The 20,752-nt window shown below is 63.7% G+C and carries 23 protein-coding genes; 7 read left to right on the top strand and 16 right to left on the bottom strand.

What is annotated here, in order from left to right:
* Window positions 1-35: 35 nt before the first annotated feature.
* From lptE to B3361_RS15075, 4 genes are all read left to right on the top strand, one after another.
* Window positions 36-641 (top strand): LPS assembly lipoprotein LptE, encoded by a 606-nt coding sequence (gene lptE, locus B3361_RS15090; RefSeq protein ID WP_054905913.1) that lies wholly within the window; start codon window positions 36-38, stop codon window positions 639-641.
* 39 nt (window positions 642-680) lie between these two features.
* Complete coding sequence (holA, locus tag B3361_RS15085) at window positions 681-1,718, top strand: DNA polymerase III subunit delta (protein WP_054905912.1); 1,038 nt, start codon at window positions 681-683, stop codon at window positions 1,716-1,718.
* Between the two features lie 171 nt (window positions 1,719-1,889).
* On the top strand, window positions 1,890-2,054 hold the full coding sequence (gene arfA / locus B3361_RS15080; protein ID WP_009685838.1) for an alternative ribosome rescue factor ArfA: 165 nt from the start codon (window positions 1,890-1,892) through the stop codon (window positions 2,052-2,054).
* A gap of 60 nt (window positions 2,055-2,114) precedes the next feature.
* On the top strand, window positions 2,115-3,431 hold the full coding sequence (locus tag B3361_RS15075) for a lytic murein transglycosylase (protein WP_009685837.1): 1,317 nt from the start codon (window positions 2,115-2,117) through the stop codon (window positions 3,429-3,431).
* 91 nt (window positions 3,432-3,522) lie between these two features.
* Here B3361_RS15075 and B3361_RS15070 read toward each other — a convergent pair whose 3' ends face one another.
* From B3361_RS15070 to B3361_RS15010, 13 genes are all read right to left on the bottom strand, one after another.
* Window positions 3,523-4,461 (bottom strand): S66 peptidase family protein, encoded by a 939-nt coding sequence (locus B3361_RS15070; RefSeq protein ID WP_054906035.1) that lies wholly within the window; start codon window positions 4,459-4,461, stop codon window positions 3,523-3,525.
* Between the two features lie 108 nt (window positions 4,462-4,569).
* Window positions 4,570-5,586 carry a lipoyl synthase gene (gene lipA / locus B3361_RS15065; protein WP_054906036.1) on the bottom strand — a complete coding sequence of 339 codons (1,017 nt, stop codon included), beginning with the start codon at window positions 5,584-5,586 and terminating at the stop codon, window positions 4,570-4,572.
* A gap of 2 nt (window positions 5,587-5,588) precedes the next feature.
* Entirely contained in the window at window positions 5,589-6,236 is a 648-nt protein-coding gene (gene lipB, locus B3361_RS15060; RefSeq protein ID WP_009685833.1) for a lipoyl(octanoyl) transferase LipB, read from the bottom strand.
* The gene (locus B3361_RS15055) at window positions 6,236-6,511 is read right to left on the bottom strand and encodes a DUF493 domain-containing protein (protein WP_009685832.1); all 276 of its coding nucleotides are present in this window, start codon (window positions 6,509-6,511) and stop codon (window positions 6,236-6,238) included. The genes lipB and B3361_RS15055 overlap by 1 nt, the downstream gene beginning before the upstream one ends.
* Window positions 6,512-6,581: 70 nt before the next feature.
* Window positions 6,582-7,742, bottom strand: coding sequence for a D-alanyl-D-alanine carboxypeptidase family protein (locus tag B3361_RS15050; RefSeq protein ID WP_286920268.1), 1,161 nt, complete (start codon window positions 7,740-7,742; stop codon window positions 6,582-6,584).
* 271 nt (window positions 7,743-8,013) lie between these two features.
* Window positions 8,014-9,015: a septal ring lytic transglycosylase RlpA family protein gene (locus tag B3361_RS15045; protein ID WP_054906037.1), complete on the bottom strand. Its 1,002-nt coding sequence runs from the start codon at window positions 9,013-9,015 to the stop codon at window positions 8,014-8,016.
* Window positions 9,015-10,025 carry a lytic murein transglycosylase B gene (mltB, locus tag B3361_RS15040; protein WP_009685829.1) on the bottom strand — a complete coding sequence of 337 codons (1,011 nt, stop codon included), beginning with the start codon at window positions 10,023-10,025 and terminating at the stop codon, window positions 9,015-9,017. The genes B3361_RS15045 and mltB overlap by 1 nt, the downstream gene beginning before the upstream one ends.
* Before the next feature lie 17 nt (window positions 10,026-10,042).
* A complete protein-coding gene (gene rodA / locus B3361_RS15035; protein ID WP_009685828.1) occupies window positions 10,043-11,146 on the bottom strand; it encodes a rod shape-determining protein RodA in 1,104 nt (367 codons plus the stop codon).
* 38 nt (window positions 11,147-11,184) lie between these two features.
* Complete coding sequence (gene mrdA, locus B3361_RS15030; protein WP_009685827.1) at window positions 11,185-13,074, bottom strand: penicillin-binding protein 2; 1,890 nt, start codon at window positions 13,072-13,074, stop codon at window positions 11,185-11,187.
* Between the two features lie 16 nt (window positions 13,075-13,090).
* Entirely contained in the window at window positions 13,091-13,558 is a 468-nt protein-coding gene (gene rlmH, locus B3361_RS15025; RefSeq protein WP_054906038.1) for a 23S rRNA (pseudouridine(1915)-N(3))-methyltransferase RlmH, read from the bottom strand.
* Between the two features lie 10 nt (window positions 13,559-13,568).
* Window positions 13,569-13,988: a ribosome silencing factor gene (rsfS, locus tag B3361_RS15020; RefSeq protein WP_009685825.1), complete on the bottom strand. Its 420-nt coding sequence runs from the start codon at window positions 13,986-13,988 to the stop codon at window positions 13,569-13,571.
* A gap of 43 nt (window positions 13,989-14,031) precedes the next feature.
* Window positions 14,032-14,691, bottom strand: a complete 660-nt coding sequence (gene nadD / locus B3361_RS15015; RefSeq protein WP_054906039.1) for a nicotinate-nucleotide adenylyltransferase — start codon at window positions 14,689-14,691, stop codon at window positions 14,032-14,034.
* Between the two features lies 1 nt (window position 14,692).
* Window positions 14,693-15,964: a glutamate-5-semialdehyde dehydrogenase gene (locus B3361_RS15010; protein WP_029885809.1), complete on the bottom strand. Its 1,272-nt coding sequence runs from the start codon at window positions 15,962-15,964 to the stop codon at window positions 14,693-14,695.
* A gap of 327 nt (window positions 15,965-16,291) precedes the next feature.
* On the opposite strand from B3361_RS15010, the gene B3361_RS15005 reads away from it, so the two are divergent.
* Both B3361_RS15005 and B3361_RS15000 read left to right on the top strand, forming a co-directional pair.
* Entirely contained in the window at window positions 16,292-16,960 is a 669-nt protein-coding gene (locus B3361_RS15005) for a DNA-3-methyladenine glycosylase (protein WP_029885808.1), read from the top strand.
* 2 nt (window positions 16,961-16,962) lie between these two features.
* A complete protein-coding gene (locus B3361_RS15000; protein WP_054906040.1) occupies window positions 16,963-18,279 on the top strand; it encodes a bifunctional DedA family/phosphatase PAP2 family protein in 1,317 nt (438 codons plus the stop codon).
* A 78-nt stretch (window positions 18,280-18,357) separates the two neighbouring features.
* On the opposite strand, the gene B3361_RS14995 is transcribed toward B3361_RS15000, so the two are convergent.
* The 3 genes from B3361_RS14995 to B3361_RS14985 are packed head-to-tail and all read right to left on the bottom strand — an operon-like array spanning window position 18,358 to window position 20,033.
* On the bottom strand, window positions 18,358-18,948 hold the full coding sequence (locus B3361_RS14995) for an LON peptidase substrate-binding domain-containing protein (RefSeq protein WP_009685818.1): 591 nt from the start codon (window positions 18,946-18,948) through the stop codon (window positions 18,358-18,360).
* A 9-nt stretch (window positions 18,949-18,957) separates the two neighbouring features.
* Window positions 18,958-19,674: an LrgB family protein gene (locus B3361_RS14990; protein ID WP_009685817.1), complete on the bottom strand. Its 717-nt coding sequence runs from the start codon at window positions 19,672-19,674 to the stop codon at window positions 18,958-18,960.
* Window positions 19,671-20,033 carry a CidA/LrgA family protein gene (locus B3361_RS14985; protein ID WP_054906041.1) on the bottom strand — a complete coding sequence of 121 codons (363 nt, stop codon included), beginning with the start codon at window positions 20,031-20,033 and terminating at the stop codon, window positions 19,671-19,673. The genes B3361_RS14990 and B3361_RS14985 overlap by 4 nt, the downstream gene beginning before the upstream one ends.
* 142 nt (window positions 20,034-20,175) lie before the next feature.
* Between B3361_RS14985 and B3361_RS14980 the strand changes: the two genes are divergently transcribed.
* On the top strand, window positions 20,176-20,631 hold the full coding sequence (locus tag B3361_RS14980) for a MaoC family dehydratase (protein ID WP_009685814.1): 456 nt from the start codon (window positions 20,176-20,178) through the stop codon (window positions 20,629-20,631).
* The last annotated feature ends 121 nt before the right edge of the window (window positions 20,632-20,752 follow it).

Raw genomic sequence — 20,752 nt, 5'->3', positions numbered from 1 at the left:
GGGCGGGCGGAACAGGCCCACAAGGGAGCAACAACATGATCAAACGCAATTTGCTGGTAATTGGCCTGACGGTCATGCTCAGCGCCTGCGGTTTCCAGCTGCGCGGTACTGGCACCAACGAGCTGAGCATCAAGGAAATGGACGTCAGTGCGCGTGACGCGTACGGGCCTACCGTGACCGAACTGCGCCAGGTGCTCAAGAACAGCGGCGTCAATGTGCACACCGGTGCGCCGTACCGCCTGGTATTGACCAACGAACAGCAGCGCGAGCGCTCGGCCAGCTACAACAGCGGTAACCGCACTGCCGAGTACGAGCTGACCACCCAGCTCAACTACAGCATCCAGGGCTTGAACAACCTTGAACTGCTGAGTGACAAGCTGGAAGTGCGCAAGGTGTATGTGCGCGATGCCTCGAACATCACCGGTTCCGAGCAGGAAGCTGCCCGTTCCCGCCTGGAAATGCGCCGTGACCTGGTCAACGCCATGGTCGTGCGCCTGCAGCAACTGACCCCGGCCCAGCTGGACGAGCTGCAGCAAAAAGCCGATCAGCGTGCCCAGGCTGAAGCGGCCGCCCTTGAGGCCGCACGCCGCCAGCAGGCGGAAACGCCGCAGCAGTCGCCCCTGGAAGTACCGGGCAACTAAGCCCGTGCGGGGTGCCTTCGGGTACCCCGCCTACTGCCCATGAAGCTCGCCCCCGCCCAACTCAACAAGCACCTGCAAGGCGCCTTGGCCCCGGTCTACGTGGTCAGCGGTGACGACCCGCTGCTGTGCCAGGAAGCCGCCGACGCCATCCGCCAAGCTGCGCGCCAGCAAGGTTTCGACGAGCGCCAGGTCTTCAGTGCCGACGCCAACTTCGACTGGGGCACCCTGCTCCAAGCCGGTGCCAGCCTGTCCCTGTTCGCCCAGCGGCGCCTGCTGGAACTTCGCCTGCCCTCGGGCAAGCCGGGTGACAAGGGCGCTGCAGCGCTGATGGAATACTGCGCCAACCCCGCCGAAGACACCCTGCTGCTGGTCAGCCTGCCCAAGCTCGACGGCAGCGCGCAGAAGACCAAGTGGGGCAAGGCCTTGATCGAAGGTGCCCACTGCCAGTTCATCCAGATCTGGCCGGTGGATGCGCACCAGCTGCCGCAATGGATCAACCAGCGCCTGCAGCAGGCCGGCCTGTCGGCGCAGCGTGACGCTGTCGACCTGATTGCCGCGCGCGTAGAAGGCAACCTGCTGGCTGCCGCGCAGGAAATCGAAAAGCTCAAGCTGTTGGCCGAAGGCAACCAGATCACCGTCGAAACCGTGCAGTCGGCTGTCGCTGACAGCGCCCGGTTCGACGTTTTCGGGCTGGTAGACGCCATTCTCAACGGTGAAGCTGCACATGCCCTGCGCATGCTCGAAGGCTTGCGCGGTGAGGGGGTCGAGCCCCCGGTGGTTCTCTGGGCGCTGGCGCGTGAGCTGCGCCAGCTCGCCGGGCTGGCCCAGCAATTCAGCCAGGGCGTGCCGCTGGACAAGGCGTTCAGCCAGGCGCGCCCACCGGTCTGGGATAAGCGCCGGCCGTTGGTCAGCAAGGCCCTGCAGCGCCTCTCGGCGCAGCGCTGGGCGCAACTGCTCCAGGATGCCCAGCGTATCGATGCGCAAATCAAGGGCCAGGCCGAGGGCTCGCCGTGGACGGGCCTGGCGCGGTTGTCATTGTTGATGGCGGGTCAGCGCCTGGCGCTACCCCCTCTATAACGGTCACAGGCCCTATCGCTGGCAAGCCAGCTCCCACATGGAGTCCACAGGCCTTGAAGGTTGTGCTGAACCTGTGGGTGCTCCTGTGAACCATATACACAATCAATTGGCCCACATCGCCCCTGGGCCCTAAAGTGCGCCCCGAAACCCACCCACCACGGGAACCCCGCCATGAGCAAAAAGCCGAAAAAGCACGGCCCCAACAAGGCCAAGTCGATCATTGCCCAACCGCTGTTCCGCTGCCGCCAGGAACAACCGGAAAAAGGCAAAGGCAGCTACCGCCGCGAAGCCTTCCAATCGAGAGATTGGGAGGCTTCCTACTTTTTGGCGGCATGAAAGCATCGCGGGCGCAGGCATGATATGGTCAGCACCTGACCTGCAATTCTGGATCTGTGCATGCTCTTCCGTCTTTCTCCCCGTTGGGAAACCCGCCAGCTGATCGCGGCCTCCAGCTTCATCCTGCTGGTTGCCTGCGCGGAAAAACCTACCGCCGCCGACGCGCTGCCGCTGGCCCCTGCGCAACCTGCGCCCGTGGTAACCGTGCCCGGTGCAACGCCAGACGCCAGCACTGAAATCCAGCCTTTGCAAACCTTCGCCCAGTGGCAAGCGGGTTTCCGCGAACAAGCCCTGCAAGCGGGTATTTCGCCCAGCATCTTCGACCGCGCCTTCCTCGGGGTTACCCCCGACATGGACGTGATCAAGGCCGACCGCAGCCAGCCTGAGTTCAGCCGCCCGGTGTGGGAATACCTCGAAGGCGCGCTGTCCCCTTTGCGCGTGCGCAATGGCAAGCGGTTGCTGGATCAGAACGCCGAACTGCTGACCCGCATCGAGCAACGCTATGGCGTTGACCGCCAGGTGCTGGTGGCGGTGTGGGGCATGGAGAGCAATTTCGGCCAGTTCCAGGGCAACAAGTCGGTAATCCGCTCGCTGGCGACCCTGGCCTATGAAGGCCGTCGCCCGCAGTTCGCCCAGGACCAGCTGATCGCCGCCCTGCAGATCATCCAGCATGGCGACATCCAGCCTGAGGCCATGCGTGGCTCGTGGGCTGGCGCCATGGGCCAGACCCAGTTCATCCCGACCACCTACAACACCCATGCCGTGGACTTTGACGGCGACGGCCGCCGCGACATCTGGAACAGCACCCCCGATGCCCTGGCCTCGACCGCGCACTACCTGCAAAGCTCGGGCTGGAAGCGTGGCCAACCGTGGGGCTTCGAGGTGCAGGTACCGCCAGGCTTCGATTTCTGGCAGGCCGATGGCGCGTTGCGCAGGCCGGTGAGCGAGTGGCTGGCAATGGGTGTGAAGCTGCCAACCGGCACCCAATTGCCAGCGGGCAGCAACCAGCTGTCTGCCGCGTTGCTGTTGCCAGCAGGCGCGCGTGGCCCGGCGTTCCTGGTACTGGATAACTTCCGCGCCATCCTCAAGTACAACAACTCATCGTCCTATGCACTGGCGGTGAGCCTGCTGGCCGACCGCTTCAGCGGCTGGGGCTTCATTGCCGGCAGCTGGCCGAAGGAAGACTTGCCGCTGAGCCGCAGCGAACGCGTGGAGTTGCAGAACCTGCTTAACGGCCGTGGGTATGATGCGGGCAATGCCGATGGCATTATCGGCGCCAACACCCGCAAGGCCATACGCAATGCCCAGCAAGGGCTGGGGTGGCCGGCGGATGGTTACCCGACCCATAAGCTGCTTGAGAGCCTGCGTAGCCAGTGAGATAGCTGGGGGTTGCGGTACGTTGGTGTAACGCGATCCCTGTAGGAGCGGCCTTGTGTCGCGAAAGGGCTGCAAAGCAGCCCCGGCTATCTCAAGCCTTGAACACATCCTGCTCCAACACCAAGCTCTGCTGAACACTGTCCAGCCGTACCCGAGCCCCCAGCGGCAAGCACACATTCGGGTCACAGTGCCCACTGCGCCACCCCGCCAGCACCGGCACACCCAAGGGCCCGAAAGTTTCCTCCAGCAGTGGCGCCAACGCCGCCGTGGTAATCCCGGCAAAATCCCCTACCAGCACGCCTTTCACGCCCGCCAGCTTGCCCGCCAGGCGCAACTGCGTCAGTAGCCGGTCTACCCGGTACAGCGGCTCATTGACGTCTTCGATAAACAGGATGCAGCCCTCTGTATCCAGCTCGGCCACGGTGCCAAGCGTCGCGCCCAGCATCGACAGGTTGCCACCCAGCAAACGCCCGCTGGCAACCCCCGGCATCACCGTGCTCATGGCATAGCCCGCTGGGTGGGCAATCTGCTCCCCTGCGCGCACATGCCCACCCAGCTGGGCCAGCAAAGACGACTCGGTCGGCGCCAGCTTGCCGCCGAGCAAGTCGGCATTGAGCATCCCCCCATGGAACGTGATCAGCCCGGCATGCCGATAAAGGGCCGTATGCAGCGCCGTGATATCGCTGTAGCCAATCAGCGGCTTGGGGTTGCGCCGTATCAGCTGGAAATCCAGCTGGTCGAGCAGGCGCATGCTGCCGTAACCGCCGCGCATGCACAGGATGGCGCCGATGCCCGGGTCGGCAAAGGCATCGTGCAGGTCCTGCAGCCGCTGCTGGTCCGGGCCTGCCAGGTAACCCTGAGCCTGCAGGGCACCTGGGTAAATGCGGCAACGGTAGCCACGATCAGCGAACCACTGGTTGACCTTGTGCGTATCCAGCCGCGCCGAGCCCGCCGGCGCGATGATAGCGAAGCAGGTGTCCTGCAAGATCGCCTTGGGCAAATGTACGGGAAGGGTATCGACACAATTCATCATGCAGCTCCAGGCATCTTGTCGCTTGTAGCTTATGGCTTGTCGCCGGCAAAAAAAATGCCGATGCTGCCCTTTCGGCAAGCATCGGCATTTGTGTTTCAGCCAGGCTCAGAGCTTGATCTTGGCTTCGTGCGCCTGCTGGTCGGCATGGTACGAAGAGCGCACCAGCGGGCCGGAAGCCACGTTCTTGAAGCCCATCTTGTAGCCTTCCTCGGCGAACCAGGCAAAGGTGTCGGGGTGCACGAAACGCTGCACCGGCAAGTGGCTGCGCGACGGTTGCAGGTACTGACCGAGGGTAAGCATGTCGATGTCATGCTCGCGCATGCGGTGCATCACTTCGATCACTTCTTCGTCGGTTTCACCCAGGCCCAGCATCAGGCCCGACTTGGTGGGTACATGCGGCACCAACTGCTTGAACTTCTGCAACAGGTCCAGCGACCAGTCGTAGTCAGAGCCCGGGCGCGCGGCCTTGTACAGGCGCGGCACGGTTTCGAGGTTGTGGTTGAACACATCCGGCGGCTCTTGCGCAGTGATTTCCAGTGCCACGTCCATACGCCCGCGGTAGTCCGGCACCAGGGTTTCCAGTTGCACGCCTGGCGACAGCGCGCGGATTTCGCGGATGCAGTCGGCAAAGTGCTGGGCACCACCGTCACGCAGGTCGTCGCGGTCTACCGAAGTGATCACCACGTACTTCAGGCGCAGGTCAGCGATGGCGACCGCCAGGTTTTTCGGCTCGTCCAGGTCCAGCGGCTTCGGCCGGCCGTGGCCTACGTCGCAGAACGGGCAACGACGGGTGCAGATGTCACCCATGATCATGAAGGTGGCGGTGCCGCCCGAGAAGCACTCACCCAGGTTCGGGCAGGAAGCTTCCTCGCACACGCTGTGCAGCTTGTGCTTGCGCAGCAGTTGCTTGATGCGGTCGACCTCCGGCGAGACTGGGATACGCACGCGAATCCAGTCGGGCTTTTTCGGCAACTCGTCGGTCGGGATGATTTTCACCGGGATGCGCGCCACCTTCTCGGCGCCACGCAGCTTGACCCCGGCTTCCACCTTCTTCGGCGCTGGGCGCGGGGTGGCATCCTGGGTAGGTGTCAGGTTGGGCACGGCTTCTTGCACAGTTGTCATATTCAGTCGATTCCGCCCGTGAGGGTCGTCTGCTCAGCGTAGTCGAGGTGCTTGACCAGCTGTCCGCGCAGCCTTGTCCTGACCTCGTCGAGTTCGATCGGGCCTGCCAGGTCACGTAGCTGGGTCATCGCCAGCCCCGCATAACCGCAGGGGTTGATTCGGCGGAATGGCGCAAGGTCCATGTCCACGTTCAGGGCAAGGCCGTGAAACGAACGGCCGTTGCGAATTCGCAGGCCGAGGGAGGCGATTTTCGCTCCATCGACATAGACGCCCGGCGCATCGGGCTTGGCTGAAGCCTGCACGCCATAGCTGGCCAGCAGGTCGATGAGGGTCTGCTCGATACGGCTGACCAGCTCACGTACACCAAAACCCAGCCGGCGTACATCCAGCAACAGGTAGGCCACCAACTGCCCGGGGCCATGGTAGGTCACCTGGCCGCCGCGGTCGGTCTGCACCACCGGGATGTCGCCCGGCACCAGCAGGTGCTCGGCCTTGCCGGCCTGGCCCTGGGTAAAGACCGCAGGGTGCTCGACCAGCCAGATTTCATCCTGGCTGGCCGGGCTGCGCTGCTCGGTGAAGCGCCGCATGGCCTCCAGCACCGGTTGGTAGGGCTGCAGGCCAAGCTCGCGAAAACCGAGGCAGGCGGGCATCAGAGCACCATTTTCACGATACCGGTAGCGCGCAGGGCGCTGTTGATATCGTGCAGCTGGTTCTCGCTTTCGGCAACGATGTGCAGTTGCACGGTGGTGTACTTGCCTTCCTTGCTCTGGCGTTCGGCCAGGGTGGAAAGGTCGACTTTGGCGTGCTTGCTGAGAATCTCGATAACCGTGTCCTTGAAGCCGACAACGGTGTCACCGATGACTTTGATCGGGTAATCGGCGCAAGGGAATTCGATCTTGTGCGACTTGACGTCTGGTTCGCTCATGGCGGAAACGGCCTCGTAAGCCGTGGCAACAACACCCCCGCGTGATGCGCGGGGGTGTGCAGGTCACGTATCAGTTGAACAACCCGTAGAAGAATAGACGGATGCTATCCCACATACGGCGGAAGAAACCACCTTCCTCGACGCCATCGAGGGCGATCAGGTCGGCGCTGTGAACCACTTTCTCGTCCAGTTTGACTTCCACTTTGCCGATCACGTCACCTTTGGCGATTGGCGCGGTGAGCTGCGGGTTCATGGTCATCGTGGCGACCAGGCGCTTGAGCTGGCCTTTAGGCATGGTCATGGTCAGGTCGTCGGCCAGGCCGGCCTTGACTTGGCCAGTGGCGCCCTTCCACACCGGCGCCTGGGTCAGCTCGGTGCCCTTCTGGTAGAAGGTCTGGGTTTCGAAGAAGCGGAAGCCGTAGGTCAGCAGCTTCTGGGTTTCGGCAGCACGCGCTTGTTCGCTGTTGGTGCCGAACACCACCGCGATCAGGCGCTGGCCATCGCGTACCGCCGAAGCCACCATGCAGTAGCCTGCTTCTTCGGTGTGGCCGGTTTTCAGGCCGTCGACGGTCTTGTCGCGCCACAGCAGCAGGTTGCGGTTAGGCTGCTTGATGTTGTTCCAGAAGAACTCTTTCTGCGAATAGATGGCGTAGTGCGCCGGGTCGACGTTGATGATCGCCCGGGCCAGTACCGCCATGTCATGGGCCGACGAGTAGTGGTCTGGGTTCGGCAGGCCAGTCGGGTTCAAGAAGTGGCTGTTGGTCATGCCCAGGTCGGCCGCGGTCTTGTTCATCATGTCGGCGAAGGCATCTTCGCTGCCGGCGATGTGCTCGGACAGGGCGACCGAGGCATCGTTGCCGGACTGGATGATGATGCCGTGCAGCAAGTCGCTGACGGTGACCTGGCTGCCAACCTTGATGAACATGCGCGAACCGCCGGTACGCCAGGCGTTTTCACTGACGGTAACCGGGTCGTTCTCGCCGATCTGGCCACGGCGGATGTCCAGGGTGGCGATGTAGGCGGTCATCAGCTTGGTCAGGCTGGCTGGCGGCAGGCGCTCGTCACCGTTGTTTTCGACCAGCACGTTGCCGCTGGACGCGTCCATGAGTACGTAGGACTTGGCTGCCAGTTGCGGTGGTGCCGGTGTCATCTGCTCGGCCGCGAAGGCGGCAGGCGTGATCAGCAGCAGTACAGGCAGGCAAAGTCGTTTGGCAAGGTTGGTGATGTTCATCCGTCTCTCGAAAATCGCTAATGGTCTGATGTTCCCTGGGCAACATCATGCGCCCAGCGCCAGTCAGTCTAGTTTTATGGCCAGAGGCCTGGCCCGCTACAGTGCGGCTTTATGTCGCTGCGGGCAAAAGCCGACATTGTACATGGCCGAGCCCGGCAGTTCATGACAAAACCGACAGCAAGAGTTTCAAGCTGCAAGCCGAAAGACAAAGCGGGTGGGCGCAGGGTCTTCTTGCAGCTTGCAGCTTGCAGCCGGTTGCTTGTAGCTGAGCTCAGTCTGTGACCAGCTTGGCCTGCCCCAAGTTCGCCAGGCGGATGCTGTCCTGGGCTTGCTGGATCTCGCCCTGGCTGCCGATCGGCCCCAGCCGCACGCGGTGCAGGGTCTGCTGGTTACGCACGATCGAGCTGATGAACACCGGCGCGCTGACCATGGTGCTGAGCTTGGAGCGCAGCAATTCGGCGGCATCCGGGTTGGCGAAGGCACCCACCTGCAGGAAGCTGCCGCCATTGCCACCCGGGACGTTGTTGCCCCCTACCTGTACCGGCACTACCGGCGCCGCGTGCTGCTGCGGCGGCGGCGTCCATTGCTCGACCCGCCCGGTCGTGGCCGGCACCGCCTGGGTCTGGGCCACCTGGGGCTCCTTCAGCACCATCGGTGGCGTCTGGCCACGCTGGGCCCACCATTGTTGCGGGTCGATGCCCTCGACACGCACGTGTGCGGTGCCGATTTCGGCATAGCCGAGCTTTTTCGCTGCGGCATAGGACAGGTCGATGATGCGGTCGGAATAGAACGGGCCACGGTCATTGACCCGCAGAATCACGCTACGGCCGTTGGCCAGGTTGGTCACGCGCACATAGGCCGGCAGCGGCAAGGTCTTGTGCGCGGCACTCATGCCGTACAGGTCGTACAGCTCACCATTGGCGGTGTTCTGCCCGTGAAACTTGGTGCCGTACCAGGACGCGGTACCCTCGGCGCGGTAGTTGCGCGAGTCCTGCATGGGGTAGTAGGTCTTGCCCAGCACCGTGTAGGGGTTGGCCTTGTAGTTACCGGTGTGCACGGTCGGCGTGGCGTCGGGGATCTTGTTCACATCCACGTCCCACCACGGCGCGCCATCCTTGTGTGCCCGGTTGATATCCAGGCCCGGCTGGCTGCGTACCACGTTGCCGCTGCTTTTTTGCGGGGCCGGGCGGTTGGAAGAGCAACTGGCCAGCACCAGGCCAACGGCGAGGCAGGTGAGCAGCTTGAAAGAGTGTGCAGAGATGATTGCGCGCATTACTTGACGCCCCGTACTTGAACCAGCTGTTCCGCGAGCTGATGCACCGCCATGGCATACATCACGCTGCGGTTGTAGCGAGTGATCGCGTAGAAGTTCTTCAGCCCCATCCAGTACTCGGGGCCATTGTCGCCTTCGAGCCGGAAGGCCGTAACCGGCAGATCATCGCGCAGCGAATCATGAACCGACCAGCCAAGCGCGCGCAACTCCCCCGCGGTCTTGACCGGCTCGATACCGGTGGTCAGGCCTTCGTCGGCGCGCGCACCTTCTACCCAGGCGCGGCTGACCACGCCTTCGCCGGCTACCCAGCCGTGGCGCTTGAAGTAGTTGGCCACGCTGCCAATGGCATCGTCCGGGTTGTTCCAGATGTTGATGTGGCCGTCACCGTCGAAGTCCACCGCGTAGTTGCGAAAACTGCTCGGCATGAACTGTGGAAGGCCCATGGCACCGGCGTAGGAGCCTTTGAGGGTCAACGGGTCCAGCTGCTCGTCGCGCGCCAGCAGCAGGAACTCGCGCAGCTCCTTGCGGAAGAACTCGGCGCGCGGCGGGTAGTCGAAGCCCAGCGTCGACAGGGCATCGATCACCCGGTAGTTGCCGGTGTTGCGGCCGAAGAAGGTTTCGACCCCAATGATCGCGACGATGTATTGCGCGGGTACCCCGTATTCCTGCTCGGCGCGCGCCAGCACCGCCTCGTGCTGGCGCCAGAAATCCACCCCACGGGCAATGCGCGCATCGGTGATGAACATCGGCCGGTAGTCTTTCCACGGCTTTACCCGCTCGGCAGGGCGCGAGATGGCATCCAGAATCGACTGCTTGCGCTGCACCTCACGGAACACCCCCATCAGCTGCTCCGGGGCAAAACCGTAGTCTCGGCTCATTTCGCCCACCAGCTCGGCCACCTGTGGCGAACCCTCATAGTCGCCGGCATGGGCCAGCTGTACAGCGCCGAACAGGCCCACCGCGCCGACCCACGGCGCACAACGGGCAGCCCAGTTACGCACTGCTTGCATCAAATTGTTCACCTTTTTCAAACCTGTGCGATCCATTTTCGGTGCGTATGGATCGACATGAGAACGCCAAACGCTGACAGCAGCGTTACCAAGGATGTTCCGCCATAGCTGATAAAGGGCAGCGGCACGCCCACTACGGGCAGCAGGCCGCTGACCATGCCGATATTGACGAATACGTAGACAAAGAAGGTCATGGTCAGGCTACCCGCCAGCAGCTTGCCGAACAGGGTCTGGGCCTGGGCGGTAATCATCAGGCCACGGCCGATCAGCAGCAGGTAGACGATCAGCAGCAGGCAGATACCGACCAGGCCGAACTCCTCGCCGAGCACGGCGATGATGAAGTCGGTATGGCTTTCCGGAAGGAAGTCCAGGTGCGACTGGGTGCCGAGCAGCCAGCCTTTGCCGAACACCCCGCCCGAACCGATTGCCGCCTTGGACTGGATGATGTTCCAGCCGGTGCCCAGCGGGTCGCTTTCCGGGTCGAGGAAGGTCAGTACCCGCTGCTTCTGGTAGTCGTGCATGACAAAGAACCACATCGCCACCGCCACCGGCACCGCCGCTGCCAGTACGCTGAGGATCCAGCGCCAGCGCAGGCCACCCATGAACAGCACGAAGGCGCCCGATGCCAGGATCAGCAGTGCGGTGCCCAGGTCGGGCTGGCGCACGATCAGAATGAATGGCACGCCGATCAGCACCAGGCTGATGGCCACGTGCTTCAGGTGCGGCGGCAAGGTGCGCTTGGACAGGTACCAGGCAATGGTCGCCGGCATGATGATCTTCATGAATTCCGAGGGCTGGAAGCGGATCACCCCCGGGATGTTGATCCAGCGCGTGGCGCCCATGGCGTTATGGCCCATCACGTCCACCACCACCAGCAGCAGCACCCCGGTGAGGTAGGCCAGCGGCACCCAGCGGGCCATGAAGCGCGGCTCCAGCTGGGCGATGACGAACATCGACACCAGACCGATGCCGAACGAGGTCGCCTGCTTGAGCAGCAGGTCCCAGTTCTTGCCGCTGGCCGAATACAGCACGAACAGGCTGCCGGCGGCGAGGGTCAGTAGAATGATCAGCAAAGGGCCGTCGACATGAATGCGCTGCAGGAAGCTGGCGCGCCGACGCATCACATCCTCACTAGAGAGCATGCGATCGAAATTGTTCATCACAGGGCTGATTCCTGGGTAGCGGTAGCAGGCGCGAACTCGGGCTTGAGACGGCCATTTTCGTCGAGCAGCCAGGCGTCCATGATCTGGCGGACCACCGGTGCCGCAACACCCGAACCGGACTCGCCGTTCTCGACCATCACCGACACCACGATCTGCGGGGCTTCGGCCGGAGCGAAGGCAACGAACAGGGCGTGGTCACGGTGGCGCTCCTGGAGTTTGTTACGGTCGTACTTTTCACCCTGCTTGATCGCCACCACCTGGGCGGTACCGCTCTTGCCGGCGATGCGGTATTGGGCACCGAGGGCGGCCTTGCGTGCGGTACCGCGGGCGTTGTGCATCACCTGCTCCATGCCATGGGTGACCTTGGCCCAGTCCGACTTGTCCCGCAGCACGATGTTCGCCATGGGGTTTTCGTCCACCGGCGGCTGGCCTTCGATGGTCTTGGCCAGGTGCGGGCGGTTCCATACGCCCTTGTTGGCGATCAGCGCAGTGGCCTGGGCCAGTTGCAACGGCGTCGCCTGCATGTAGCCCTGGCCAATGCCAAGAATCAGGGTTTCACCCGGGAACCAGGCCTGGCGGCGGGTGGCGCGCTTCCATTCCCGCGATGGCATCAGCCCGGCAGATTCCTCGAACATGTCCAGGGATACCCGCTGGCCGATGCCGAACTTGTTCATGTAACTGGACAGCCGGTCGATGCCCATCTTGTGGGCAAGGTCGTAGAAGTAGGTGTCGTTGGAGCGCATGATCGCGGTGTCCAGGTCGACCCAGCCATCACCCGAGCGGTTCCAGTTACGGTATTTGTGGTCGTAGTTGGGCAGTTGGTAGTAGCCAGGGTCGAATACCCGGCTACTGGCGTTGACCACACCGCTGTCCAGGCCGGCAATCGCCACCGCCGGCTTGATGGTGGAGCCCGGCGGGTACAAGCCGCGCAACACGCGGTTGAACAGCGGCCGGTCGATCGAATCACGCAACTCGGCATACGCCTTGAAGCTGATGCCGGTGACGAACAGGTTGGGATCGAAGCTTGGCTGGCTGACCATGGCCAGAACCTCGCCAGTGCGCGGGTCCAGCGCCACCACGGCGCCCCGGCGGCCACCCAGGGCGGCCTCGGCGGCTTCCTGCAGCTTGATGTCCAGGCTCAGCACGATGTCCTTGCCCGGCTTGGGGTCGGTGCGCTTGAGCACCCGCAGCACGCGGCCGCGGGCGTTGGTCTCGACTTCCTCGTAACCGACCTGGCCGTGCAGTGCATCCTCATAGAAGCGCTCGATGCCGGTCTTGCCGATATGGTGGGTACCGCTGTAGTTCACCGGGTCGAGGGTTTTCAGCTCTTTCTCGTTGATCCGCCCCACGTAACCCACCGAATGGGCGAAGTGCGCCCCCTGCGGGTAATGCCGCACCAGCTGCGCGACCACCTCCACACCCGGCAGGCGGAACTGGTTGACCGCCACCCGGGCAATCTGTTCTTCGTTGAGCTCGAACAGGATCGGCACCGGCTCGAACGGCCGGCGGCCCTGGCGCATGCGCTTCTCGAACAGGGCGCGGTCGTCTTCGGTCAATTCCAGCACTTCGACGATGGTGTCCAGTACTTCCTGCCAGTTACCCGCGCGTTCGCGGGTCATCGACAGGCTGAAACTGGGCCGGTTGTCGGCCACGATCACGCCGTTACGGTCGAAGATCAACCCGCGGGTCGGCGGGATCGGCTGCACATGCACCCGGTTGTTCTCCGACAGCGTGGAGTGGTAGTCGTACTGGATGATCTGCAGGTAGTACAGCCGCGCGATCAGCACGCACACCAGCAGCACCACCGCGATTGCGCCGACCACGACGCGGTTACGCACCAGGCGGGCGTCTTTCTCGTGGTCCTTGAGACGGATCGGCTGCGACATCGGACGGCTTACAGGCTCATTTGTGGTAAGGGTGCCCGGACAACACGGTCCAGGCGCGGTAGATCTGCTCGCCGATGAGTATCCTTACCAACGGGTGTGGCAGGGTCAGCGGCGACAGCGACCAGCGTTGCTCGGCGCGCGCGCAAACCTCAGGCGCCAGGCCCTCCGGGCCGCCCACCATCAAATTGACCGTGCGCGCGTCCAGCCGCCAGCGATCCAGCTCGCCCGCCAGTTGCTCGGTACTCCAGGGCTTGCCATGGACCTCCAGGGTAACGATGCGTTCCCCGGGCTGCACCTTGCTCAGCATGGCCTCGCCCTCCTGACGGATCAGGCGGGCGACGTCGGCATTCTTGCCACGGGTGTTCAGCGGAATTTCCACCAGCTCCAGCGACAGCTCGGTGGGCAGGCGCTTGGCATATTCATGCCAGCCTTCCTCGACCCACTTCGGCATGCGCGAGCCGACCGCAATCAGGCGCAAACGCACGGCGCTGCCCTTATTCGCGGTCTTTGAGCTTGTCGGAATACTCGTGGGCATGGTCCGGGCTGTGGTGCTTGCCATCCGCAGCACGGCTTTGCTCGGCGCCTTGCCACAGGCGCTCCAGGTCGTAGAACTGGCGCGCAGCGGCGGTCATCATGTGCACGATGACGTCGTTCAGGTCCAGCAGCACCCAATCGCTGTCGCCCTTGCCTTCTTCGCCCAGAGGCTGTGCGCCCTTGGCCTTGACGGCTTCACGGACCTTTTCGGCCATGGCGTTGATCTGGCGGTTGGAGGTACCGGTGGCAATGATCATGTAATCGGTCAGGCTGTGCTTCTCGCGCACGTCGATGACCTGGATGTCCTGGGCCTTCACGTCTTCCAGCGCGGCCTTGGTCACTGCGACCAGTTCTTCGCCGTAAATTTTCTGCTTGGTCATATAAAACTCGTTCAACTCGTTGGATGAGGCGCCAGGGGCGCCGTCAGTTGGGCGCACGATACAGTTCGTGCGCCTCGATATAGGCCAGTACGGCGTCCGGCACCAGGAACCTCACCGATTTGCCGCTGGCCAGCAGCTGTCGGATCTGTGTAGCCGACACCGCAAGCGGTGTCTGCCAGACGAACGAAATATTTCCCGCCGGGCCGGACATGGCGGTGGGATCGCTCTCCGAGCGCGCAGCCAGCAGGTTGCGCAGCTCGTCAGGGGGTTCTACGTCGGCATCCGGGCGTTGCAGCACCAGAATGTGACAGTGTTGCAGCAATTCTTCCCAGCGGTGCCAGTTGGGCAAGCCACAGAAGGCATCCCAGCCCAGCACCAGGAACAACTGGTCGCTACCGGCCAGTTCGGCACGGACCGACTCCAGCGTGTCGATGGTGTACGACGGCTTGTCACGCTCGAGCTCACGGGCGTCGACGCTCAGGCAGGCCACCCCCTGTACTGCTTCGCGCACCATGGCCAGGCGGTCTTGCGCGGCCACCTGCGGGGTATCGCGGTGCGGCGGCCGGGCATTGGGCAGCAGGCGCAGTTCGTCCAGCCCCATGAACTCGGCCACTTCCAGCGCGCTGCGCAGGTGGCCGATGTGCACCGGATCGAACGTTCCGCCGAGAATGCCGATGCGCCGGACTGCCTGGGCCTTGCTCAACTCAGCAGGACCCCTGACCGCGCAACTGGCCGTCACCGATGACGACGTATTTTTCGCAGGTCAGCCCCTCCAGGCCGACGGGGCCGCGGGCATGCAGCTTGTCGGTGGAAATGCCGATTTCCGCGCCCAGCCCGTACTCGAAACCATCGGCGAAACAGGTTGGGGTGTTGAGCATGACCGATGCCGAATCGACCTCCGCCATGAACTGGCGGGCTTCGCCCTGGTGTTCGCTGATGATCGAGTCGGTGTGGTGCGAGCCATAGTGATTGATGTGCTCGATAGCCTGGTCCAGGCCGTCGACCACGCGAATTGCCAGGATCGCGTCCAGGTACTCGGTGTGCCAGTCGTCTTCGGTCGCCGGTTTGGCGTCGATGAGTGCCTGGGTGCGCTCGCAACCCCGCAGTTCCACGCCTTTGTCCCGGAAGCGGCGGGCCATTTCCGGCAGGAAGCGCTCGGCCACCTGCTGGTCGACCAGCAGCGTTTCCATGGCCCCGCAAATGCCGTAGCGGTATGTCTTGGCGTTGAATGCCACATTCCAGGCCTTGTCCAGGTCGGCATGTTGGCTGACATAGATGTGGCAGATACCGTCCAGGTGCTTGATCACCGGCACGCGGGCATCGCGGCTGATGCGCTCGATGAGGCCACGGCCACCCCGTGGGACGATGACATCGACGAACGCAGGCATGCTGATCAGCGCGCCCACGGCCTCGCGGTCGGTGGTTTCGACCACCTGGACAACCGCGGCCGGCAAGTCGGCGGCAGCCAGGCCACGCTGGATGCAGGTGGCGATGGCGCGGTTGGAATGAATGGCTTCGGAGCCCCCACGCAGGATGGTGGCGTTACCCGACTTCAGGCACAGGCTGGCGGCATCGATGGTCACGTTGGGGCGCGACTCGTAGATGATCCCGATCACCCCCAGCGGCGTACGCATCTTGCCGACCTGGATGCCCGATGGGCGGTAGCTCATGTCCCGGATGGCGCCCACCGGGTCCGGCAGGCTGGCCACCTGGCGCAGGCCGGTGATCATGCCGTCGATACGCGCCGGGGTCAGCGCCAGGCGGTCCAGCAGCGCAGGCTCTAGGCCATTGGCACGGCCGGCGGCCAGGTCCAGTTCGTTGGCAGCGGTAAGCTCGGCGCGGGCAGCATCCAGCGCATCGGCGGCGGCCAACAGGGCGCGGTTCTTCTGCGCAGTGCTGGCACGGCCGATGACCCGGGACGCCTCGCGGGCAGCGCGACCCAGGCGGGTCATATAGTCAAGAACGGACTCGGTCATGGGTTCGGTGTCTTGGGAAGGGGAAATCGGCTGATTATAACTGCCGCGCAGGTATACGCCCAGCGGTGGGTGGCGGATGGTCGAAAATGGCCTGGGCAATATGCAGGAAAGATGTAACCGCTCTTATCGAAATTTCACTCTCCTGCTGGGGCCCTTTCGCGGGCGCGCCCGCCCCCACAGGGATTTCACAAGGCCTTGGGCCATGCAGTACCTGTGGGAGCGGGCATGCCCGCGAAAGGGCCGGCCCCGCCAACACCACACTCGATTCAGCCTCGATTAAGCCATTCATTGCTATTATCCGGCGTCCCCAGATCGCGAACAGCCCGCATGCCAGCCCTGCCCGACAGCTTTTTCGACCGCGACGCCCAAACCCTGGCCAAAGCCCTGCTTGGCAAGGTCATCCGCCATCGCCAGGGCGACCTGTGGCTGGCGGCGCGCATCATCGAAACCGAGGCCTACTACCTCACCGACAAAGGCAGCCATGCCTCACTCGGCTACACCGAGAAGCGCAAGGCGCTGTTCCTCGATGGCGGGCATATCTACATGTACTACGCACGCGGCGGCGACTCGCTGAACTTCAGCGCCCACGGCCCTGGCAACGCAGTGCTCATCAAGTCCGCCTATCCTTGGCAGGACGCCCGCTCGGGCCCCAACAGCCTGGCCCAGATGCAACTGAACAACCCCGATGCCAGTGGCAAGCTGCGCCCGCCGGAACGCCTGTGCGCCGGGCAAACGCTGCTGTGCCGCGCCCTGGGCTTGAAAGTGCCACAGTGGGACGCCCGGCGCTTCGACGCCGAGCGCCTGTATGTGGAGGATTGTGGCAGCCCCGTGCCGAAGGTGATCCAGGCCACCCGCCTGGGCATCCCGCACGGGCGCGACGAGCACCTGCCGTACCGCTTCGTCGATGCCGAGTACGCGCGTTTCTGCACGCGGAACCCCTTGCGCCGCGGCCAAGTCGAAGGTCGCGATTTCTTCATTCTCGAACAAGGAAGCTGACCATGGGCCAATGGCTCGACAGCCTGACCGGCTGGCTCAGCGCCAACCCCCAGTGGCTTGGCGTGGCGATTTTCCTGGTGGCCTGCGTCGAATGCCTGGCCATCGCCGGCATCATCGTGCCGGGTACGGTGCTGCTGTTCGCCGTGGCGGTACTGGCCGGTAGCGGCACCTTCAGCCTGGGCGAGACCTTGCTGCTGGGTTTTCTCGGCGGGCTGCTGGGCGACGCCCTGTCGTACACGGTGGGCAAGTACTTCCACCAGAACATCCGCCGGCTGCCATTGCTGCGCCATCACCCGGAATGGATCGGCAGCGCCGAAACCTACTTCCAGCGCTACGGCATCGCCAGCCTGCTGGTCGGCCGCTTCATCGGCCCGCTGCGCCCCATGCTGCCGATGGTCGCCGGCATGTTCGACATGCCGCTGCCACGCTTCATCGCCGTCAGCCTGGTGGCCGGCGCGGGTTGGTCAGTGGCCTACCTGCTGCCTGGCTGGGCCACGGGGGCTGCCATGCGCCTACCCTTGCCAGAGGGCTTCTGGCTGGACGCCGGCATCCTCGCCGGCGGCCTGGCCGTGTTGATCGGCCTGAGCCTGAACAGCAGCATTCGCGATCAACGCCACGGCACCCGGCTGGTTGCCGGCTTGAGCCTGATCGCCCTGGCCGGCATTTTTCTGGGCTGGCCATACTTGCATGAATTCGACCAAGGCGTGATGACCCTGGTGCAGGAGCACCGCAGCCAGGCCATCGATGGCACCGTGGTCTTGGTCACCCGCCTGGGCGACTTCAGAACCCAGCTGTTCCTGGGCGGCTTGCTGACCGGCCTGTTGCTGCTGGCCCGGCAATGGCGTCACGCCGTGTTCGCCGGCGGCGCGCTGATGGGCACGGCAATCGCCAATGGCACCCTCAAATGGCTGTTTGCCCGTGCCCGGCCCGAGGTACTGAGCGACCCGCTGACCAGCTACAGCATGCCCAGCGGGCACAGCTCGGCATCGTTTGCCTTCTTCCTGGTGATGGCGGTGCTGGCCGGGCGCGGTCAGCCGCCGCGGATGCGCCTGACCTGGGTGATGCTGGGCTGCATTCCGGCGCTGGCGATTGCCCTGTCGCGGGTCTACCTGGGTGCTCACTGGCCCACCGATATCCTCGCCGGGGCCCTGCTGGCCTGCTGCGTGTGCGCCTTCAGCCTGACCCTGGTGCAGTACCGCCAGCCGCTGCCGGCCTTGCCGCAGCGGGTATGGTGGCTGGTGTTGCCGGCTTGCGTGGCGCTGCTGGCCTTTTTTGCCATGCACGCACTGCCGCAGGCGTTGGCCAGGTATCACTATTGATGTTGCCGGCCTGTTGGTGGGGCAAGCCGCTACTATACAGGCTCCGCTACCAACAGGCCGGCGCAGGCAACTCTCACCTCAGGCAAACAGCTCGCCCTGAATCCGCTCCAGCAATTTCTGGATCTCGCCCAGCCGCTGCTGCGGCGAGTCGAGGCTCAGCAGGTCCAGCTTGTCTTCTTCCATGAACGGCAGCAGGTAAGCCAGCTGGTTGGCCAGCGCCTGGCGCCCGTCCAGCGGGCGCGGCATGTCCAGCGCCTCGACCATCGGGTGCTCACCCAAGGCCACCAGCAGCGCCACCAGGTCATCGTCCGCTTCCAGCAACGGGCTGTCGGCCTGCTCGGCCAGCCACTGCACCTGCCCTACCAGCAACTGGTCCTTTTGCACCTCGGTGCTGTCCAGGTTGAAGCGCCGCACGCCTTCGACGCGAATGCCCAGCAAGCCGTTGTCCTGCTGTACGAAATCGCGGATCAGCGCCTCGCAGCCGATCGAGGCGACCGTGGGCGGCGCCTTGCCCACCTGCTCGCCCTCCAGGATGCACACCACGCCAAACCCTTCGCCCTGCTTCATGCAGCGCCCGATCATGTCGAGGTAGCGCGCCTCGAAAATCTGCAAGTCGAGAAAGCAGCCAGGAAACAGCACGGTATTGAGCGGAAACAGCGGTAGCGTCATCACCAGTCCTCAGGCCACCAGGCTCACCGCCAACGGCAGGAACACCGCCGTGGCTACGCCCATCAGGCTCATTGCAAGCGCGGCAAAGGCGCCGCATTCGTCACTTTCCTGCAGGGCCACCGAAGTGCCCACCGCGTGCGCCGTCACCCCCAGCGACATGCCGCGGGCTTCCGGGCTGTGCACGCCAACACGGCTGAGCAGCGCCGGGCCGAAGATGGCGCCGATTACCCCGGTAATCAGCACGAACACCGCTGCCAGGGCAGCGACCCCGCCAATCTGTTCGGCCACCAGCATGGCAATCGGCGAGGTGACCGACTTGGGCGCCATGGTCATCAGGATCATGTGCTCGGCACCGAACCACCAGCCCAACAGCAGGCAACACAGGGTGGCAAACAGCCCCCCGACTACCAGCGTAGTAAAGATGGGCCAGAACAACTGCCGGATGCGCCGCAGGTTGAGGTACAAAGGCACCGCCAGGGCCACGGTGGCCGGGCCCAGAAGGGTATTCATGATTTGCGTGCTGTTGCGGTATTCGCTGTAGTCGATGCCGCACGCCAGCAGCACGCCGATCACCAGCAGCATCGACACCAACACCGGCTGCAGGAAGATCCAGCGCGTCTTGTCGTAGGCGGCGAGCACCAGTTGGTAGGCCGCCAGGGTGAGACCGATGCCAAACAAAGGGTGGTGCACGACCGCATCCAGGGCGCCTTGCCAGTCAAGCATCATGGCTGCTCCTCGCGCTTGCTCTGGCGCTGGATCAGCCTCTGCATCAGCACCCCGACGAAAACCAGGGTCAGCAGGCAGGAAATCAGCAGGGCGCCGACAATCGCCCAGAAGTCGGCAGCGATATCCCGGGCATAGACCATCACCCCCACCGCCGGCGGCACCAGCAACAGCGGCAGGTAGCGCAGCAGGCTGCTGGCCGCTTCATTCAGTGGCTTGCCAACCTCGCCGCGGGCCATGAGGAAGCCCAGCAGCAGCAACAGGCCAATGATCGGGCCCGGCAAAACCGGCAGCAACAGGTGGTTGATCGCCGTTCCCAACAGCTGGAACAGCACCAGCCAGGTCAGACCACGCAACAGCATAAGCATCTCCCTTGGGCATGGCGCCATTATAAGCACGCCGTGCTATAGATCGATATTCGCCGAAAAGCGGACAACTTGACTGCAATGGCCGAGCGTGCTGATCTTGCACTTTCGTACCAACTGACAACCTGGAGAGTCCGCGATGCCCTATGTACCGGTTACAGAGCTTTCGCAATACGTTGGTAAGGAACTGGGCCGCTCGGCCTGGCTGAAGATCGACCAGCAGCGCATCAACCTGTTCGCCGAAGCCACCGGCGATTTCCAGTTCATCCACGTCGACCCGGAAAAGGCCGCGCAAACCCCGTTTGGCAGCACGATTGCCCATGGCTTTCTGACCCTTTCACTGATCCCCAAGCTGATCGAAGACATCCTGGTGCTGCCGCAAGGCATGAAGATGGTGGTGAACTACGGGCTGGACAGCGTGCGTTTCATTCAGCCGGTCAAGGTGAACAGCCAGGTGCGGCTGAAAGTGGACCTGGCCGAGGTGACCGAAAAAAGACCCGGGCAGTGGCTGCTCAAGGCGATTGCCACGCTGGAAATCGAGGGTGAAGAGAAGCCTGCTTATATTGCTGAGTCGCTTTCGCTCTGCTTTGTCTGATGCACCACGCCCCTGTGGGAGATTCTATGGTTCCTGGCAAGGGTAGCCGGAGCATCTTCAGCGCCTGTGAGATCGAGCGCCGCCCGCGCGACGCAATCGCGAGCTGCGCTCGCTCCTTGTA

Source organism: Pseudomonas sp. UBA6699 (assembly GCF_002454615.1).
Taxonomy (GTDB): Bacteria; Pseudomonadota; Gammaproteobacteria; order Pseudomonadales; family Pseudomonadaceae; genus Aquipseudomonas; species Aquipseudomonas juntendi.
Note: the sequence above shows the minus strand (reverse complement) of the source record. Positions and strands in the feature narration are given on the sequence as shown.

What these genes read in the sequence shown, in the direction of transcription:
- B3361_RS14990 (WP_009685817.1), bottom strand. Translation starts at nt 19,674, where the DNA reads ATGATGCTTGACTGGCAAGGCGCCCTGGATGCGGTCGTGCACCACCCT.
- B3361_RS15055 (WP_009685832.1), bottom strand. Translation starts at nt 6,511, where the DNA reads ATGAGCGAACCAGACGTCAAGTCGCACAAGATCGAATTCCCTTGCGCC.
- arfA (WP_009685838.1), top strand. Translation starts at nt 1,890, where the DNA reads ATGAGCAAAAAGCCGAAAAAGCACGGCCCCAACAAGGCCAAGTCGATC.
- mrdA (WP_009685827.1), bottom strand. Translation starts at nt 13,074, where the DNA reads ATGTCGCAGCCGATCCGTCTCAAGGACCACGAGAAAGACGCCCGCCTG.
- rsfS (WP_009685825.1), bottom strand. Translation starts at nt 13,988, where the DNA reads ATGACCAAGCAGAAAATTTACGGCGAAGAACTGGTCGCAGTGACCAAG.
- rodA (WP_009685828.1), bottom strand. Translation starts at nt 11,146, where the DNA reads ATGCGTCGGCGCGCCAGCTTCCTGCAGCGCATTCATGTCGACGGCCCT.
- B3361_RS14980 (WP_009685814.1), top strand. Translation starts at nt 20,176, where the DNA reads ATGCCCTATGTACCGGTTACAGAGCTTTCGCAATACGTTGGTAAGGAA.
- B3361_RS15050 (WP_286920268.1), bottom strand. Translation starts at nt 7,742, where the DNA reads ATGAACATCACCAACCTTGCCAAACGACTTTGCCTGCCTGTACTGCTG.
- lptE (WP_054905913.1), top strand. Translation starts at nt 36, where the DNA reads ATGATCAAACGCAATTTGCTGGTAATTGGCCTGACGGTCATGCTCAGC.
- B3361_RS15005 (WP_029885808.1), top strand. Translation starts at nt 16,292, where the DNA reads ATGCCAGCCCTGCCCGACAGCTTTTTCGACCGCGACGCCCAAACCCTG.
- B3361_RS15075 (WP_009685837.1), top strand. Translation starts at nt 2,115, where the DNA reads ATGCTCTTCCGTCTTTCTCCCCGTTGGGAAACCCGCCAGCTGATCGCG.
- lipA (WP_054906036.1), bottom strand. Translation starts at nt 5,586, where the DNA reads ATGACAACTGTGCAAGAAGCCGTGCCCAACCTGACACCTACCCAGGAT.
- B3361_RS14985 (WP_054906041.1), bottom strand. Translation starts at nt 20,033, where the DNA reads ATGCTGTTGCGTGGTCTGACCTGGCTGGTGCTGTTCCAGCTGTTGGGA.
- mltB (WP_009685829.1), bottom strand. Translation starts at nt 10,025, where the DNA reads ATGCAAGCAGTGCGTAACTGGGCTGCCCGTTGTGCGCCGTGGGTCGGC.
- holA (WP_054905912.1), top strand. Translation starts at nt 681, where the DNA reads ATGAAGCTCGCCCCCGCCCAACTCAACAAGCACCTGCAAGGCGCCTTG.
- B3361_RS15045 (WP_054906037.1), bottom strand. Translation starts at nt 9,015, where the DNA reads ATGCGCGCAATCATCTCTGCACACTCTTTCAAGCTGCTCACCTGCCTC.
- B3361_RS15070 (WP_054906035.1), bottom strand. Translation starts at nt 4,461, where the DNA reads ATGAATTGTGTCGATACCCTTCCCGTACATTTGCCCAAGGCGATCTTG.
- B3361_RS15000 (WP_054906040.1), top strand. Translation starts at nt 16,963, where the DNA reads ATGGGCCAATGGCTCGACAGCCTGACCGGCTGGCTCAGCGCCAACCCC.
- B3361_RS15010 (WP_029885809.1), bottom strand. Translation starts at nt 15,964, where the DNA reads ATGACCGAGTCCGTTCTTGACTATATGACCCGCCTGGGTCGCGCTGCC.
- lipB (WP_009685833.1), bottom strand. Translation starts at nt 6,236, where the DNA reads ATGCCCGCCTGCCTCGGTTTTCGCGAGCTTGGCCTGCAGCCCTACCAA.
- B3361_RS14995 (WP_009685818.1), bottom strand. Translation starts at nt 18,948, where the DNA reads ATGACGCTACCGCTGTTTCCGCTCAATACCGTGCTGTTTCCTGGCTGC.